The sequence below is a fragment of the Acinetobacter haemolyticus genome, assembly GCF_900406815.1.
GTDB classification, from domain to species: domain Bacteria; phylum Pseudomonadota; class Gammaproteobacteria; order Pseudomonadales; family Moraxellaceae; genus Acinetobacter; species Acinetobacter haemolyticus_A.
In genome coordinates, this window is the sequence record NZ_OVCN01000014.1 from 30789 (window position 1) to 47219 (window position 16431).

General features: G+C 43.4%; 14 protein-coding genes. 11 read left to right on the forward strand and 3 right to left on the reverse strand.

Annotated features, from left to right (window positions below; translation table 11 throughout):
- The first annotated feature begins 112 nt into the window (after positions 1 to 112).
- From DK207_RS11045 to DK207_RS11090, 10 genes are all read left to right on the forward strand, one after another.
- On the forward strand, positions 113 to 715 hold the full coding sequence (locus DK207_RS11045) for an amino acid synthesis family protein (protein WP_109441217.1): 603 nt from the start codon (positions 113 to 115) through the stop codon (positions 713 to 715).
- Positions 684 to 1475, forward strand: coding sequence for an alpha/beta fold hydrolase (locus DK207_RS11050; protein WP_109441218.1), 792 nt, complete (start codon positions 684 to 686; stop codon positions 1473 to 1475). Before DK207_RS11045 ends, DK207_RS11050 begins: the two co-directional genes overlap by 32 nt.
- 30 nt (positions 1476 to 1505) lie before the next feature.
- The gene (tgnA, locus tag DK207_RS11055) at positions 1506 to 2438 is read left to right on the forward strand and encodes a flavin-dependent trigonelline monooxygenase reductase component (protein WP_109441219.1); all 933 of its coding nucleotides are present in this window, start codon (positions 1506 to 1508) and stop codon (positions 2436 to 2438) included.
- Between the two features lie 2 nt (positions 2439 to 2440).
- Positions 2441 to 3478 (forward strand): flavin-dependent trigonelline monooxygenase oxygenase component, encoded by a 1038-nt coding sequence (gene tgnB / locus DK207_RS11060; protein ID WP_109441220.1) that lies wholly within the window; start codon positions 2441 to 2443, stop codon positions 3476 to 3478.
- A 10-nt stretch (positions 3479 to 3488) separates the two neighbouring features.
- Entirely contained in the window at positions 3489 to 4958 is a 1470-nt protein-coding gene (gene tgnC, locus DK207_RS11065; RefSeq protein ID WP_109441221.1) for a (Z)-2-((N-methylformamido)methylene)-5-hydroxybutyrolactone dehydrogenase, read from the forward strand.
- Between the two features lie 319 nt (positions 4959 to 5277).
- Positions 5278 to 6678, forward strand: a complete 1401-nt coding sequence (locus DK207_RS11070) for a purine-cytosine permease family protein (protein ID WP_109441222.1) — start codon at positions 5278 to 5280, stop codon at positions 6676 to 6678.
- Positions 6679 to 6703: 25 nt separating this feature from the next.
- Positions 6704 to 7876, forward strand: a complete 1173-nt coding sequence (locus DK207_RS11075) for a hypothetical protein (RefSeq protein ID WP_109441223.1) — start codon at positions 6704 to 6706, stop codon at positions 7874 to 7876.
- Positions 7877 to 8086: 210 nt separating this feature from the next.
- Complete coding sequence (locus DK207_RS11080; protein ID WP_109441224.1) at positions 8087 to 9538, forward strand: NAD-dependent succinate-semialdehyde dehydrogenase; 1452 nt, start codon at positions 8087 to 8089, stop codon at positions 9536 to 9538.
- Complete coding sequence (locus tag DK207_RS11085) at positions 9539 to 9925, forward strand: carboxymuconolactone decarboxylase family protein (RefSeq protein WP_109441225.1); 387 nt, start codon at positions 9539 to 9541, stop codon at positions 9923 to 9925.
- 292 nt (positions 9926 to 10217) lie between these two features.
- Positions 10218 to 11918, forward strand: a complete 1701-nt coding sequence (locus DK207_RS11090) for an NAD-dependent malic enzyme (protein ID WP_109441226.1) — start codon at positions 10218 to 10220, stop codon at positions 11916 to 11918.
- A gap of 73 nt (positions 11919 to 11991) precedes the next feature.
- On the opposite strand, the gene DK207_RS11095 is transcribed toward DK207_RS11090, so the two are convergent.
- Positions 11992 to 12807 carry an IclR family transcriptional regulator domain-containing protein gene (locus tag DK207_RS11095; protein WP_109441227.1) on the reverse strand — a complete coding sequence of 272 codons (816 nt, stop codon included), beginning with the start codon at positions 12805 to 12807 and terminating at the stop codon, positions 11992 to 11994.
- 140 nt (positions 12808 to 12947) lie between these two features.
- On the opposite strand from DK207_RS11095, the gene pobA reads away from it, so the two are divergent.
- Positions 12948 to 14162: a 4-hydroxybenzoate 3-monooxygenase gene (gene pobA / locus DK207_RS11100; protein ID WP_109441228.1), complete on the forward strand. Its 1215-nt coding sequence runs from the start codon at positions 12948 to 12950 to the stop codon at positions 14160 to 14162.
- 71 nt (positions 14163 to 14233) lie between these two features.
- On the opposite strand, the gene DK207_RS11105 is transcribed toward pobA, so the two are convergent.
- Both DK207_RS11105 and DK207_RS11110 read right to left on the reverse strand, forming a co-directional pair.
- The gene (locus DK207_RS11105) at positions 14234 to 15988 is read right to left on the reverse strand and encodes a tannase/feruloyl esterase family alpha/beta hydrolase (RefSeq protein ID WP_109441229.1); all 1755 of its coding nucleotides are present in this window, start codon (positions 15986 to 15988) and stop codon (positions 14234 to 14236) included.
- A gap of 32 nt (positions 15989 to 16020) precedes the next feature.
- Positions 16021 to 16410 (reverse strand): PaaI family thioesterase, encoded by a 390-nt coding sequence (locus DK207_RS11110; RefSeq protein WP_109441285.1) that lies wholly within the window; start codon positions 16408 to 16410, stop codon positions 16021 to 16023.
- Positions 16411 to 16431 lie beyond the last annotated feature (21 nt).

Sequence of the window (16431 nt, forward strand, 5' to 3'; positions counted from 1 at the left end):
TTACATGTTCTTTACCAAAAAAGAGCATAGCAAACTCTTGCTTTTTTTTCATTATGTATTATGGTATACCATAATACGAATGACAAGATATATTCACTCGCAAGGAAATGCCATGAATCTAATCCGTAAAACAGTACTTCACGTTGAAACGACGTATGTCGATGGCGGTAAAGAAGCAGCAAAACCATTAAAGATGGTCGCTGCTGCGGCTGTAATTAAAAATCCCTGGGCAGGGCAGGCTTATGTCGAAAACCTAACACCCGAAATCCGCCGTATTGCACCTATTCTAAGTGAACATCTGACTAAACTGATTATAGATGAGGTGGGTTCAGGTGAAGCCGTGGAGGCCTTTGGTAAAAGTGCGGTCGTGGGATTAGATGGAGAACTTGAACATGCATCCGCACTCATCCATACCTTACATTTTGGTAATACTTACCGTGGAGCAGTTGGCGCAAAATCTTATTTAGCCTTTAACAACACTCGAGGTCCCGCCAATGCGCCAATCCTGATTCCAATGGTGGATAAAAATGATGAAGGTCGCCGTTCACACTATTTAACTCTACAGTTTGCCATTCCAGATGCACCTGCGGCTGATGAACTAGTGGTCGTGATAGGTGCTGCTACAGGTGGTCGTCCACATCATCGTATTGGTGACCGTTATCAGGATTTAAAGGAATTAGGTCATGATCTCGAAAACCCAGCCGCTATCAAATAACCGTATTGCTCATTATTTTGAGCAGGGGGAGGGAGAACCATTGGTGCTGATTCATGGCGTGGGAATGCAAGCACAGGCATGGTATCCACAAATTGAGTATTTCTCAAAACATTACCGAGTCATTTCGTTGGATATGCCAGGGCATGGCCAAAGCACCAAGTTGGCGGATGATGCGCAATTGCAGGACTTTGTAAACTGGACTATCGAGTTTATTAATGCGCTGGATCTAGGTGCTGTAAATCTGGCGGGTCATTCAATGGGGGCTCTGATTACCACAGGCGTAAGCGCTACCCGACCTGATCTGGTAAAACGGATGGCAGTGCTGAATGGCGTGTATAAACGTACCCCACAGGCAAAGGATGCCGTGATTCGGCGGGCGGAAGAATTAAAGACTGGCCATATTGATATTGAGACTCCATTGCAGCGTTGGTTTGGCGATAGCGAAATTGAGCAGCAGGCTGCGCGCAAAGTGAAATCGTGGCTAGAAGATGTTGATAGGTCTGGTTATGCAACGGCTTATTCCGCTTTTGCGCGAGGCGATGCGGTATATGCAGATCAGTGGTCAAATATTCGTTGTCCAGCCCTGATTTTAACAGGCACAGGTGATCCTAATTCAACTGCGGAAATGGCAATCCAGATGGCCAGTAAGGCAAAAAATGGCAAAGCGATTGTGATTGAAAATGAACGCCATATGGTGAACTTGACCGCACCAGATAAAGTGAACAATGCAATGCAGGCATGGTTGGAAACCAGCCTCTAGATTGCCATATATCAATGAAGGAATATAACAATGAGTGAGATGGAAACTGTCAATAAAATACGTGAACTCCGTGATGCCTTTGGATCATTTATGACGGGCGTGACGGTGGTCACCACCTGCAAAGAGGATGGAACACCATTAGGCTTTACCGCAAACTCCTTTGCTTCGGTATCTCTGGACCCAGCCTTGCTTTTGGTGAGCATTGCCAAGACATCCAGCAACTACAATAACTTCGCCAACGCATCCCATTTTGCCATCAATATCTTGGCGGAAGAGCAAAAGGACGTTTCCAACACTTTCGCCCGCCCAAGTGATGACCGTTTTGCCCAAGTGGCATGGTCAACAAGCGAACACCAAAATCCATTGATTGACGGGGTGAGTGCATGGTTTGACTGCACCACGTATCAAATTGTTGATGCTGGTGATCATGCGATCCTGATTGGTAAAGTTGAGGATTTCGCTTCAGCAGGCTTTGCAGGTCTCGGTTATTACCGCGGCGCATATTTCACCCCAGCTAAATCATCCACTGACGTTATTTCAAGCATGAAAGTGATGATGATGGCGTTAGTTGGACATGAAAACCAGATTTTGCTTGAACAAACGGCTGATAATAAATGGACATTGCCGCATTTGGTGGTGGATAAGGATGGGGCGGAAAAAGCGCTGGAAAAAATCTTTGCAGCCTATCAGCCAGAAGCATCACCGAGTTTTATTTACTCTGTCTATGATGATGTGACCACACAGCAGCAATATATTGCCTTCCTTTGCAATACGCCTGTACCCACGGCACATAAAGGTCAATTTGTAGACTTGAATGACCTTGATCAGTTGAATTTTGTGGATAGTGCCTTGCAGAGCATGTTGATGCGCTATCGCAAGGAAAATCATCTAAAAACCTATGGTGTTTATTACGGTAATCAAACCAATGGAACGGTTCGTCAAATTGTTAAAGAGGAAGTTTAACCATGCGCTTTTCATTATTTGTACACATGGAACGTGTTTCTGACCAGCAAACCCAAAAGCAGCTTTATGATGAAATGATCGAGCTGTGCCAGATTGCAGACCGTGGCGGTATGCATGCCATATGGACAGGTGAACACCATGCCATGAACTTTACCATTGCACCTAACCCATTTATTAATCTAGTTGATATTGCCAATAAAACCCAGAATGTGCGTTTGGGTACAGGAACGGTGGTGGCACCATTCTGGCATCCGATTAAACTGGCGGGTGAGGCGGCCATGACTGACATCATCACCAACGGCCGTCTAGACATCGGGATTGCGCGTGGTGCTTATTCATTTGAATATGAACGTATGGTGCCAGGTATGGATGCATGGAGTGCGGGGCAGCGTTTACGTGAAATGATTCCTGCGATCAAGAATCTTTGGAAAGGTGACTACGAACATAATGGTGAGTTCTGGCAGTTCCCAAAAACCACATCTGCACCACAACCGTTGCAGCAGCCACATCCACCAATCTGGGTAGCGGCCCGTGATCCAAACAGTCATGAGTTTGCGGTACAAAATGGTTGTAATGTGCAAGTAACACCACTGCATTTTGGTGATGACGAAGTTGAGAAATTGATGGGTCATTTCAATGCTGCATGTGAGAAGTTTGCTAATGTGCCACGTCCTGAAATTATGTTACTGCGTCATACCTATGTGGCTGACAGTGAAGAGGATGCTCAATTGGCAGCAGACGAAATCAATGTGTTCTATAACTATTTTGGCGCATGGTTTAAAAACGAGCGCGAAATTAATCAGGGTTTGATTGCACCATTAAGCGAAGATGAAATTGCAGCACATCCGTTTTATAGTGCAGAAGCAATGCGTAAAAATAATGTGATTGGTCCCGCACAAGAAGTGATTAAACGCTTAAAGACCTATGAGGCGATGGGTTATAACGAATATTCATTCTGGATTGATACGGGCATGAGCTTTGAACGTAAGAAAGCCTCATTGGAGCGTATGATTAATGAAGTAATGCCTGCATTTGCATAGGAGAGAAGATATGACTTCTCAATTCCAGTTGTATATTAATGGTCAATTTGAGGACGGTGCTGCGCAATTTGACAGTATCAATCCAGCGACGGGTCAGGTATGGACAAAAATGCCTGAGGCGCGTACTGATGAAGTCAATCGTGCGGTTGCTGCCGCATCACAGGCTTTACAGAACAGTGCTTGGGCAGACCTGACCGCATCACAGCGTGGCAAGTTGCTGTATAAACTTGCCGACTTGATTGAAAAGGCTGCACCCCAACTGGCGGAGTATGAAACCAGTGATACAGGCAAGATCATTCGTGAAACTTCCAGCCAGATTGCCTATGTGGCGGAATATTATCGATACTATGCGGGAATCGCGGATAAGCTTGAGGGTAGTTATTTGCCTATCGACAAGCAGGACATGCAGGTGTGGACCATTCGTGAACCTGTCGGCGTGGTGGCTGCGATCGTTCCATGGAATAGTCAGTTATTCCTGTCAGCGGTTAAAGTTGGCCCAGCTTTAGCTGCGGGATGTACAGTTGTGCTAAAAGCTTCGGAAGAAGCACCTGCACCGTTACTTGCCTTTGCCCGTCTGGTTCATGAAGCAGGATTTCCAGCAGGGGTGATTAATGTCATTACTGGTTTTGGCCCTGAATGTGGTGCTGTACTGAGTAGCCATCCAGATGTGGCGCACGTGGCATTTACAGGTGGTCCAGAAACCGCACGTCATATTGTGCGTAATTCGGCTGAAAACCTTGCCAAAGTATCACTTGAGCTGGGTGGAAAATCTCCATTTATCGTGTTTGCAGATGCAGATCTGCAAAGCGCTGTAAATGCGCAGGTGGCTGCAATCTTCGCCGCTACTGGGCAAAGCTGCGTTGCGGGTTCCCGTTTACTGGTTGAGGAAAGCATCAAGGATGAGTTTGTACAGCGTCTGGTTGAGCGGGTACAGAGCATCAAGATTGGTTTGCCTGATGATATGGCAACTGAATATGGTCCTCTATGCACGCTACGTCAGCGCCAGAAAATCGAGCAGGTGGTCGCAAGTTCCATTCAGCAAGGCGCGAAATTGCTTACAGGTGGGAAATCACTAGCTCGTGAGGGTTATTATTACTCGCCGACGATTCTGGACTGTAGTGATGTACCACAGGCAGATTGTGTCATGACTGAACTTTTTGGTCCTGTATTGGCGGTTGTGAGTTTTAGTACTGAGACAGAAGCCATCCAGAAAGCCAATGATACGCCTTATGGGCTTGCCGCAGGTGTATTTACCAATAATTTAGGCCGTGCTCACCGTATGACTAAAGCCATACGTTCAGGCATTGTCTGGTTGAATACTTACCGTGCCGTGTCACCGCTGGCTCCTTTTGGTGGTCATGGCTTGTCTGGTCACGGGCGCGAAGGTGGATCAGATGCGGTGCTGGATTACACCACCACAAAAACGGTGTGGCTGCGCACGTCAGATCAGCCGATTGATGATCCCTTTGTAATGCGATAGCACCGCAAAGACAAGATAAAGGAAGTTGAGTTTCATGGATGAACTTATGAATAGATTGAATTTTAGAATCCTATAAACCGAATCAGGGTTTAAAAAAGATCGTTATTGTTGGGCCTTAAAATGCATCAACAGGGTTCGCTTTATCTTTTTTTGCCATTTACTCCCCAAAACTGCTGAAAAAACAGTGTGTAACAACTAAAGAAATTGAAGTCAGGTTATCTAGATATGGCACTGACTAGGCAGGTTGTGAAACCTAAGTTTACTCTCACTAATAGATTGATATTGAGGAAAATGAGTTCCTCAAAGAGAGATTAAGGATATGAGCCAAAATGAAAAAAATGCTTTCGCGATAGAAAGCCATTCAATTGATTACGTTGATCCATCTGAACGAAACGGTAAGGTTCGGGATCTGTTTACCCTCTGGTTCTGCACCAATATTGCACCTTTAGCGGTTATCACAGGCGCAATGTCAATGTTAACCTTTAATTTGAGCCTGATTAGTGCGTTGGTGGCGATTTGCTGCGGACATTTTTTTGGTGCCGCGATTCTAGCTCTGACCTCTGCACAAGGGCCACAGGTCGGTATTCCACAAATGATTCAAAGCCGTGCGCAGTTTGGGCGTTATGGTGCATTGTTGGTGGTGTTATTTACTACCCTGATTTATCTCGGTTTCTTTATTTCCAACATTATTTTATCTGGAAAAACCCTGCATACAGTCGTTCCAGCCATTCCTGTGCCAACCGCTACGGTGATTGGGGCAGTTGCCGCCACCACCATGGGTATTATCGGCTATCACTTAATTCATAAGTTTAACAAGATTGGTACTTGGTTTATGGGTGGCTCATTGTTGATTGGTCTAATCATCATGATCCCGCATATCAATGCTGACGTTTTGGCCAAAGGCTCTTTCAATATGAAAGGTTGGTTTGCCATGTTTGGTCTCTGTGCGGTCTGGCAAATCAGTTTCTCACCCTACACCTCAGATTATTCAAGATATCTACCTAAAAGTATCGGAATTTATAAACCTTTTATCTATACCTACTTGGGTGCGTCATTGGGAACAATCTTTGCTATGGGCTTTGGTACGGTTGCGGTAAGTATCGGTTCAGGTACAGATGCGATGGAGGCGGTTAAGTCGGGCACAGGTATATTTGGTTATGTACTGATGATTTTGTTCCTCTGCAACATCATTGGTCATAATGCGATGAATCTATATGGGGCGGTTCTTTCCTGTATTACTTCGATCCAGACTTTTGCAGGGCAATGGATACCAAGTAAAAATATCCGTATTGCGCTATCCATTATTGTACTTATTCTTGCAACATTCATCGCATTGTGGGCTTCAAGCAACTTCATCAGCTTCTTCCTAAATGTAATTTTTGCCTTGCTGTTTATTCTGGTACCTTGGGTGGCGATTAACCTGTTGGATTTCTATGTCATCAACAAGAAATCTTACGATATTCAATCTATCTTTGCACAGGACGGCGGTGTTTACGGCAAATTTAATGCCAAAGCTTTAACTGCCTATTTTATTGGAATCGTGGTGCAAATTCCTTTCCTAACTAATGCGTTTTTTATAGGGCCATTTGCGAATCTCATTCCCGATGTGGATGTGTCTTGGGTGATTGGTTTAGTGGTCAGTTTTGTTGTGTATTACCTGTTTAATCTAGGAAAGATTAAATGTGCAAGTCCAGCATTCGATGCCGAGACACAACACTGAACATGAGATGAAAGGAATCTAAAACATGAAAAGAACTTATTTACAGCTTGCATTGGCCTCTGCGCTAACCGCCATCTTCACACCAAGTTATGCAGGCATCAGCTTTGGTGAAGCCAACAGTGCAAGAGGCAAACTCACAGTTGCTGGTTACGTACGCGGCAATTACCAGCTCAAGCATTATGGTGAGGATGCAGATGACCAAAAGCTTCGTTTTGATGTTGCGCAATTGAAACTCGATTATGAACGTGGTGACGTGTTTGGTCATGCAGAATACCGTTGTTACCAATATGAACGTCTTTGTGATTTTTCTACTATGATTGATGTCTATATGGGTTACCGTTTCAATCAAACCGATCACGTTATGGTAGGTATGCAACCGATCCCATTTGGTGTGGGGCGCTTTTGGAGTAACAGTTTATATGGCAGCGTCAACACTACCGCTGGTCTGGAAGATGTACACAATGTTGGTGTGAACTATCATGTTGAATTGCCAACATCGACCAAATTTGATGTCGGGTATTTTGCAATTGATGGTGGTCATTACTCAGGTCAGTACACTCCTGATTCAGGACGCTATACATCAAATTATGTCCATTCCGATGACCCGACCCAAACCGATCTACAGGAAAAAAATATGTGGATTGCACGCATCAGCCAGGATATTGCATTGGGGATTGATGGCTTGGGTACACAGGTAGGAGCCTCCTATTGGAGATCTGACATTGACAATAAAAGCACGGATCAGACAGGTCGCCGTGAGGCCTGGGCAGTCTTTGGCAAGGTCAATTATGGCAATTTGGGTGTGACCCTGACAGGGGGCAAAAATGATGTGAGCAATAAGGACCTTGTCCAGCCAGATGCATCATTGATGGGTTCATACGACAGTGAATATCAGGTTGCCAATAAAGCCAGCTATTACACCGTAGATGCGGGTTATAGTTTTAAGGATGTAGGCAAGATTGGTAATATTACTCCATACGTCATGCATAGTCGTTATGACAAGGATATGGATGCGGCTAAGGATTCCATTCGTCACATTATTGGGGTGAGCGTTGACCATAAACAGCTCTCATTGGTAGCGGAATATATCATTGGGAAGAATGACCCCTTTATCGGCGGAACAGCTAGTTCGTTGGCACTGGGTGATGACAATAAATGGAATAAGTTATTGAATTTGACTTTATTCTATTATTTCTAAGGCAAAGTAAAAACGTCGGGCAACCGAAAATTTTTTTCAAGATTTTTATGGTATGCCATAATACAAAAAATCTTGACCACTTTCTTATTTAAAGAAAATGGTCAAATGGGATAAGAAATTTGTTCTTAAATTAAATGGGAACTAGTTGGCATTAATAATGCCAATGCTGTTCTTAAACTGATTGATGAACACTGTATGGAAAAGTGATTTATGCAACTCGATCAAATGTCTTTGTTTCACCAGCAAGCCTTTGTTGCTGGGGTGTGGTGTGATGCTGACAGCCAGCAGAGCACTGAGATCTATAACCCAGCGACGCAGGAAATACTTGGGACTGTACCCAATATGGGGAAGGCTGAAGCAGAACGAGCGATACAGGCTGCGATGAATGGCTGGGCTGCATGGAAGAATAGAACTGCCAAAGATCGTTCAATTATTTTAAAGAAATGGTTTGACTTAATGATTTGGCATGCAGATGAATTGGCATTTATCCTTACCAGCGAACAGGGTAAACCGCTTGCAGAGGCAAGAGGTGAAATCCTCTATGCGGCCAGTTTTATTGAATGGTTTGCCGAAGAAGCCAAACGTGTCTATGGGGATGTGATTCCGAGTCCTTATCCCGATGCTCGTATCATCGTCAGTAAACAACCGATTGGACTGGTGGCAGCTATTACACCGTGGAATTTCCCTGCGGCCATGATTACCCGTAAGGTAGGACCTGCATTGGCGGCGGGTTGTCCATGTATTGTGAAACCTGCTCCTGAAACGCCATTTACCGCTTTGGCTTTAGTTGATTTGGCAGTGCAGGCAGGTGTTCCCGCGGAGATTTTTACAGTCATCACAGGAGATGCGGTCACTATTGGTGATGCAATTTTTGAAAGTGATGATGTGCGTAAATTTACCTTTACGGGTTCAACACCAGTGGGTAAGTTGCTGTATCAACGTTCAGCGCAAACCTTGAAAAAGGTTTCTCTGGAATTAGGTGGCAATGCACCATTTATCGTATTTGATGATGCTGATCTTGAAGCTGCAATTGATGGTGCAGTGATCGCTAAATATCGTAATGCAGGACAAACCTGCGTTTGCGTCAACCGCTTTCTGGTTCAAGCAGGTATTTATGAGAAATTTATTGCCGCATTAAAAGAAAAGGTAACAACCTTTGCAATCGGTAATGGCTTGCAGCAGGGGAGTGAGATTGGCCCCCTGATCAATGAAAATGCGGTGAAAAAAGTCGAAGCCCATGTGACGGATGCCTTGGCAAAATCAGCCCGTTTAATTGCAGGTGGTCAACGTCACAGTGCAGGTGAACTGTTCTATCAACCCACCATTATTGCTGATGTTACTTCCGAGATGGATGTTGCTACACAGGAAACCTTTGGCCCATTGGCCGCCATCTTTAAATTTGAAACTGAACAGCAGGCGCTTGAAATGGCGAACGCCACTGAGTTTGGTTTAGCCGCCTATTGCTACACGCAGGATTTAGGTCGTGCATGGCGCATGAGCGAACAACTTGAATATGGTATGGTCGGGATTAACAAAGGACTGATATCTAACGAGGTTGCCCCATTTGGCGGAGTTAAATCTTCAGGGCTCGGGCGTGAAGGTTCAAAATATGGTATGGATGATTATCTAGAAATTAAATACACCTTGTTTGGAGGCATTTAAGTGAGCAGCGAAAAGTTTGAAAAAGGCCTAGCAATCCGTAAACAGGTTTTAGGTGAGGAATATGTTAATAACTCCATCAATAATGCCGATGATTTTAATTTGCCTTTGCAGGAGTTAGTGACTGAATATTGCTGGGGTGCAGTTTGGGGGCGTGAGGAACTGAGCAAACCTGAACGCAGCCTGATTAATCTAGCGATGATTTCTGCGCTAAACCGACCGCATGAACTGAAATTGCATGTCAAAGGTGCATTGCGCAATGGCGTGCCAAAAGAGAAAATCCGTGAAGTGCTGTTACAAGTTGGTATTTACTGTGGTGTCCCTGCTGCAGTAGATAGTTTCCGTATTGCTAAGCAAGCAATTCAGGAATATGAACAAGAAAGTAGTTAGTAGATTTTTGAGCAAATATTTTATCTCAATAGATAGGATATTTGTTCAACAATATTTACAATTTTGAGCATATACAGGGGGAAAACACTTAAGAATCATTAGGATTCAATCTATAAGAATGATTTTTATTCTAAACCATTTAGTTTCTAAATATCGGATAAATTTCTATACAACCAGATAAATACAGTTCTAGGGCTTGATTAGTGTAAATTATTACTAGGCCAAAGTTCAGCGATAGATGAATTTGAGCGATGAAGATTAGATATTTGACGGTGAAGTGAACGAGTACGGTATGACTGTAAATCCAATTAAAATCAAAAAACCTTTGTATATCCCTTATGCTGGAAACGCACTTTTAGAATTACCTTTGTTAAATAAGGGTTCAGCCTTTACTGAAGACGAACGTGAAAGATTTAATTTACATGGTTTGATTCCAAATAATATTGAAAATATTGAAGAGCAGACACAACGTTCGTATCAGCAGTACCTTTCCTTTGGGAGTGACTTAAATAAACATATTTATTTAAGAAACATCCAAGATACCAATGAAACGCTTTTTTATAACTTATTGAGTCAGCATTTAGATGAAATGTTGCCAATTATTTATACCCCAACTGTAGGGGAAGCTTGCCAACGTTTCTCTGATATTTATCGTCGTCATCGTGGTATTTTTATTTCTTATGGTGAGAAAGAATATATCGATCAAATTATCCATAATGTAAATAAGCGGAATGTTAAAGTCATCGTGATTACCGATGGGGAGCGTATTCTCGGTTTGGGCGATCAAGGCATCGGCGGCATGGGAATTCCAATTGGAAAACTGTCGCTATATACCGCATGTGGTGGGATTAGTCCTGCTTATACATTACCGATCACGATCGATGTAGGAACCAATAACCAAGCATTGTTAAATGATCCGATCTATATGGGACTGAAAAGTCCGCGGATTACAGGTGAAGAATACTACCAATTTGTAGAAAAAATTATTTCTGCGATTCGTAAACGCTGGCCCAATGTCCTTATCCAATTTGAAGATTTCGCGCAACATAATGCGATGCCTTTACTCAACCAGTATCGAGACAGGATTTGTTGTTTTAATGATGATATTCAAGGTACCGCAGCAGTCACCGTTGCAACCTTGATTGCGGCTTCACGTGCACAGGGCAAACAACTTAAAGATCAGACCATTACTTTTGTCGGTGCAGGTTCAGCAGGCTGTGGTATTGCGGAACATATTGTAAGACAAATGATTGATGAAGGTTTGAGTGACCATGAAGCGCGTTCACGTATCTTCATGGTGGATCGCTTTGGTTTGATGACTGATCAACAAGCAAATCTTTTGGATTTCCAGAAAAAATTGGCAACCCCAGTCGCTGCGATTCAATCATGGGAAGGATTGAGTGACAATATTGCCTTGTTGGATGTGGTGAAGAATGCCAAACCGAGCATTTTGATTGGCGTATCTGGACAGGCTGGATTATTTAGCGAAGAAGTGATTAAGACTTTAGCTAAATATTATAAGCATCCAATTATCTTGCCATTGTCGAATCCAACCTCCCAAGTTGAGGCGCAACCTAAAGATATCATTGAATGGACACAAGGTTCAGCGATTGTAGCAACAGGTAGTCCGTTTGCTCCTGTGTATTACGAGGGCAGACCCTATTCGATCGCACAGTGTAATAACTCATATATTTTCCCTGGAATTGGGCTGGGGGTGATTGCTTGTGGAGCGACGCATATTAGTGACTCCATGTTAATGGCAGCAAGTACTGCTTTGGCGGACTATTCTCCAAGACTGAAAAACCCAACAGCTGACTTGTTGCCAAATATCAATGATATTCAACAGGTTTCAAAGTTTATTGCTTTTAAGGTAGCTAAAGCTGCGATGGCCGACGGGCTGGCTGTACCGATGAGCAATGATCTACTCAAAACGGTAATTGATGATAACTTCTGGACACCTGAATACCGTCATTATCGTCGAGTAACCTTCTAATCCCTTTTTTAAATAGAAGTGGCCTCCGAAGTGGAGGTCATTTTTTGGGGGAAAATGATCTATTCTCCGTAATCTAAACCATACTTCTCAACTCATTCGCCGTGTTATGCAATAGCGGGAGGACGTGTTGAATTAAATAATCTTCTTGGACGCGATTGGTCTGTGACATGCAGTTTAATGCTGCAATTGCTTGACCTTGAGCATTTAAAACAGGGACTGCAATCGCAATCACGCCAAGCTCGTGTTCTTCTTTGGATAAACAATAATCCGAGCTTGCAATGTGTTGTAAATGCGCTAAGAAAGCAAGTTCATTTGTTTCTGTGAATGCGGTTAAACGTTTTAATCCGTATTTCTGTACCCAAACTTTTTGCTGTTCTTGTGATAATGCGGCTAAAAGAACTTTACCTGTTGATGTGGCATGTGCGGGTAAACGATGACCAAGATGCATCCCAAATGGGCTGACTCTGAGATTATCTTGCTGAGGTAAATAACTACGTGCGATGGGAACAACTTCATTTTCATCCAAAACAACGATGGAAAAAGTTAGTGTTGTCTGTGCACATAAGAGATTTAAAAAAGATTGGGTAATTTTAGGTAAATGTGCGGAGCTTAAATATGAACTTGAAAAGCGTAAAACCCGATGCGTAAGCCAGTAATAATGCTCATCAGTCTCTAAATATCCTAAATATTTTAAAGTCTTCAAATACCGTCTTGCTGCTGTTCGGCTAATACCTGTACGTTCAGCGACTTGTGTGACGTTTAACCGCTGGCGATCTACACCAAAAGCTTCTAATAAACTTAGGCCTTTACCTAAGCCCGCAATATAGTCTTCTTGCCGAATTTGTTCATTTAAATAGGGATGCTGCAAATAATCGTCTGGGTGAGGCATTTGAACTTCCTTGTTCTAGATTAGTTTTGTCCGAATATCGGACATACATAATGATATGCGGTTAATTTCGATTTTCATATATAGATGCTGTACCACGCAAGCAGTAATTTAAAAGATAAGGAATTTGCAAAGATGTGGTTATGGAAATCGTTAAAACGAAAGTTGCAATTATTGGTTCTGGACCTGCGGGCTTATTACTTGGACAGCTTTTATATAAAGCGGGTATTGATCATGTGATCATTGAACAACGCAGTGCTGAGTATGTCGCATCTCGTATTCGTGCAGGTATTTTAGAGCAAGTATCTGTTGATTTATTAGAACAAGCTGGTGTCGATCAGAATCTAAAGGCAAAAGGATTACCACACTCAGGTATTGAGATTTTAACCAATGGAAAAAAACATCGTGTTGATTTGTCTTCATTGACTGAAGGAAAACAAGTCACGGTCTATGGTCAAACAGAAGTGACCAAAGATTTAATGCAAGCACGTGAACATGCTGAACTAACCTCATTTTATGAGGCGGAACAAGTACAAGTTGATGACTTCTACAGCAAACCTAAAGTCACGTTCAATTATCGCGGAAAAGACTATCAAATAGAATGTGACTTCATTGCAGGTTGTGATGGCTATCATGGTGTTTGTCGTGCCAGTGTGCCAGAAGATAAAATTAAGACCTTTGAAAAAGTGTATCCCTTTGGTTGGCTGGGCGTTTTAGCTGATGTACCCCCAGTTGCGGATGAGCTGATATATGTGCAATCTGAACGCGGTTTTGCTTTGTGTAGTATGCGTTCAGAAACACGTAGCCGTTACTATTTACAAGTACCACTGACAGATCATGTTGAGGAGTGGTCTGATGAGCGATTTTGGGAAGAGTTGAAACGCCGTTTAGATCCTGAAAGTCGTGAAAAGCTAGTCACGGGGGTATCCATTGAGAAAAGTATTGCACCATTACGTAGTTTTGTGACAGAACCAATGCGTTTTGGCCAACTTTTCTTAGCCGGCGATGCTGCACACATTGTACCTCCTACAGGAGCCAAAGGATTAAATCTGGCTGCTTCAGATATTGCTTATTTATCGAGTGCATTGGTTGAGTATTATCATGAAGGTTCGGAACAAGGGATCAATGAATACTCTGAAAAGTGCTTGAAACGTGTTTGGAAAGCAGAACGATTTTCTTGGTGGATGACGCATCTATTGCATCGTTTTGAAACCGAAAGTGAGTTTGATCATAAAATTAAACAGGCTGAATTAAGCTATATATTAACGTCTCAGGCAGGACAGACCACCTTGGCAGAAAATTATGTCGGCTTGCCGTACGAAATTAAACCTTTAAATAATCTTCAGCCAGTAGGGTAGTTACTAAGCTATAAAGAGAGCATTCACGCTCTCTTTATATTTTTTATTCAAGACTAAAACTTAAATCAGTTTTATGGTTTACAACTAAAGTTTTCGGCTTTTTCACTATCACCTTGACCAATGTAGCGAGCAATCAGTGGGTAAGGACAAAGTGGACGAGTACGATCAGGTGCCCAGTCTGGCGGAAGTTCAGCATTCACTTGACCACTTGGGTTACCTGTGCCGCGTGCAGTCGCAATGATTTTGTCAGGTACTTGCCCATATTCCACCCAGTTGACCAAAGCAGTCAATGCATCAAATTGGTCGGTCGCAATGCCATCACGGGTATGGTTCATGCCCGGAATCCTAAAGAAACGTGCAAATTCAGGTGCTGTACCTTTTGCATCATTTTTATAGCGTTGGAGCAGTTGATCGTACCAATTCTGAGTGTCATCCACAGAGAAAACGCCGTCTGCTGTGCCTTGCACCACAATCATTTTTCCACCGTGATTACGGAGTTTATCCAGATTAAGTTCATCGGGTGGCATCATGAATGACATCGCACTTTCTGTGTACACCTCATTGGTCGCTGATAGTTTTGGATAGTCGATATTGAAGTTAAAATTAAAGGCAAATTGTCTAGAATTTTGCATCACTGTTGGATCAGGTGGAACCTGAAAAATAATACCGACTGCAACGGGATCTCGTGCTGTTCCCACCGAAGATTCGAATTTCCAGCTTGCCCAGTTATTGCCGACTAAACCAGGATCGAAAGGTTGGGTTGCATAGAGCGCTTGTCCAGCAGAGTTTACAGGACCACGGTAAATGTTGGCTAACACCTCAATTTGTTCTGTACTTAAGCATGTACCATCTCTTGTGCTTGAGCAAATGGGTACGTGCTGGTGAATATCAAAAGCTGTACGGCAAGCCTCGACATCTTGAACCAAGCCATCTGCAATACCATCTAAAGCATCGCATCGATCTAAAATCGCTTTTGCTAAAACTTTACGCTCTGAAAGGGTCAGGGCGGTACTTAGGTCATTTTCATCTGTTGCAACACGACGAAGCTGCTGTGCAGTGTAGAGTTGAGCCGCGGCCGCTCGTGGTAAATGAAAGCCAGGTGTGCTTGCCAAAATTCCGTCATATTGGTCGCCTAAACGGGTTGCGGCAATCATGGCATGACGCCCACCATTAGACGTGCCGCCTGCATAGGAGCGGTCTGGCGATTTACCATAGGCGGTTCGAATTAAATTCTTTGCCATCGGCGTGAGTTTGGTCAACGCACCATATCCATAGTCGATTCTGGCTTGAGGATCTAAACCAAACATTGGATTCTGTGCGGGATTATGCCCTGCATCGGATGAAATAACTGCAAAACCGTCATGCAGGGCATTGGTGAGTGGACCGCCGCTGCCGACCTGACCCGTTGCAGGCACTACATAACCATCGGCTCCGCCATTGCCTTGATAGAGAAAACGGCCGTTCCAATCAACAGGTAAGCGCATTTCAAAACCAATTTGATAGGTTTGTCCATCGACAGGGCTGACACGTTGGTCCATATAACCTTGGACTAAACAATGAGCGCCAATTGGCTTATTGGCGACAGTCAAAGTGCCTGCTTCTTGAAGCGTAGCTGAGCTAATGACCGTATTATTGTATTGAAAACCGAGCAAGTCTGAACAACTTCCTGTCAGTTTTGCACCCACAGCCGGTGATAGCTGAGGTGGTTTCGTTGTTGAAGGCACCGACGTGTCATCACCATCATTTCCACAGCCTGCCAAAGCGCCCAGCATAGCAAGCACTAAAGTTGAGTGAGTCAAAATTTGTTTATTGTTGGAATAATTCATTGATTCAAATCCTTATTGAATGAATTTCGTAATTAATCTAAAACCAGAAAATTAGCGGTGCTTCGAGCAATCATTTTGTTGTTTTGCCAAGCTTCACTTTCGAGATTCAGTACGGTTTTGCCTTGTTTAATAAAACGGCATTTTGTAATGACTTCACCTACAGCACAGGGTCTTAAAAAATCCATGGTTAAGTTAATGGTGGTGGCTGGTTTGTGGCCATTGGCGAGATATGCAAACAGCCCCATCACGTCATCGAGCATGGCACAGATCATGCCGCCTTCAACGGTGCCGCGTGGATTGGTAAAGCTTTCTAGGGCGGTGTAATGGATGGTGAGTTCAGTGTTTTTGTCATTCCAATGGAGATTATGTCCACCTAAATGGTGATGGATGGGCGGTAAGTGTTCTAAAATTTTTTGATCCATCATGAGGGTTTCATCCTTTTT

Excerpts from the sequence above, each read along its gene's own strand:
- DK207_RS11045 (WP_109441217.1), top strand. The coding sequence starts at position 113 with ATGAATCTAATCCGTAAAACAGTACTTCACGTTGAAACGACGTATGTC.
- DK207_RS11050 (WP_109441218.1), top strand. The coding sequence starts at position 684 with ATGATCTCGAAAACCCAGCCGCTATCAAATAACCGTATTGCTCATTAT.
- tgnA (WP_109441219.1), top strand. The coding sequence starts at position 1,506 with ATGAGTGAGATGGAAACTGTCAATAAAATACGTGAACTCCGTGATGCC.
- tgnB (WP_109441220.1), top strand. The coding sequence starts at position 2,441 with ATGCGCTTTTCATTATTTGTACACATGGAACGTGTTTCTGACCAGCAA.
- tgnC (WP_109441221.1), top strand. The coding sequence starts at position 3,489 with ATGACTTCTCAATTCCAGTTGTATATTAATGGTCAATTTGAGGACGGT.
- DK207_RS11070 (WP_109441222.1), top strand. The coding sequence starts at position 5,278 with ATGAGCCAAAATGAAAAAAATGCTTTCGCGATAGAAAGCCATTCAATT.
- DK207_RS11075 (WP_109441223.1), top strand. The coding sequence starts at position 6,704 with ATGAAAAGAACTTATTTACAGCTTGCATTGGCCTCTGCGCTAACCGCC.
- DK207_RS11080 (WP_109441224.1), top strand. The coding sequence starts at position 8,087 with ATGCAACTCGATCAAATGTCTTTGTTTCACCAGCAAGCCTTTGTTGCT.
- DK207_RS11090 (WP_109441226.1), top strand. The coding sequence starts at position 10,218 with ATGACTGTAAATCCAATTAAAATCAAAAAACCTTTGTATATCCCTTAT.
- DK207_RS11095 (WP_109441227.1), bottom strand. The coding sequence starts at position 12,807 with ATGCCTCACCCAGACGATTATTTGCAGCATCCCTATTTAAATGAACAA.
- pobA (WP_109441228.1), top strand. The coding sequence starts at position 12,948 with ATGGAAATCGTTAAAACGAAAGTTGCAATTATTGGTTCTGGACCTGCG.
- DK207_RS11105 (WP_109441229.1), bottom strand. The coding sequence starts at position 15,988 with ATGAATTATTCCAACAATAAACAAATTTTGACTCACTCAACTTTAGTG.
- DK207_RS11110 (WP_109441285.1), bottom strand. The coding sequence starts at position 16,410 with ATGGATCAAAAAATTTTAGAACACTTACCGCCCATCCATCACCATTTA.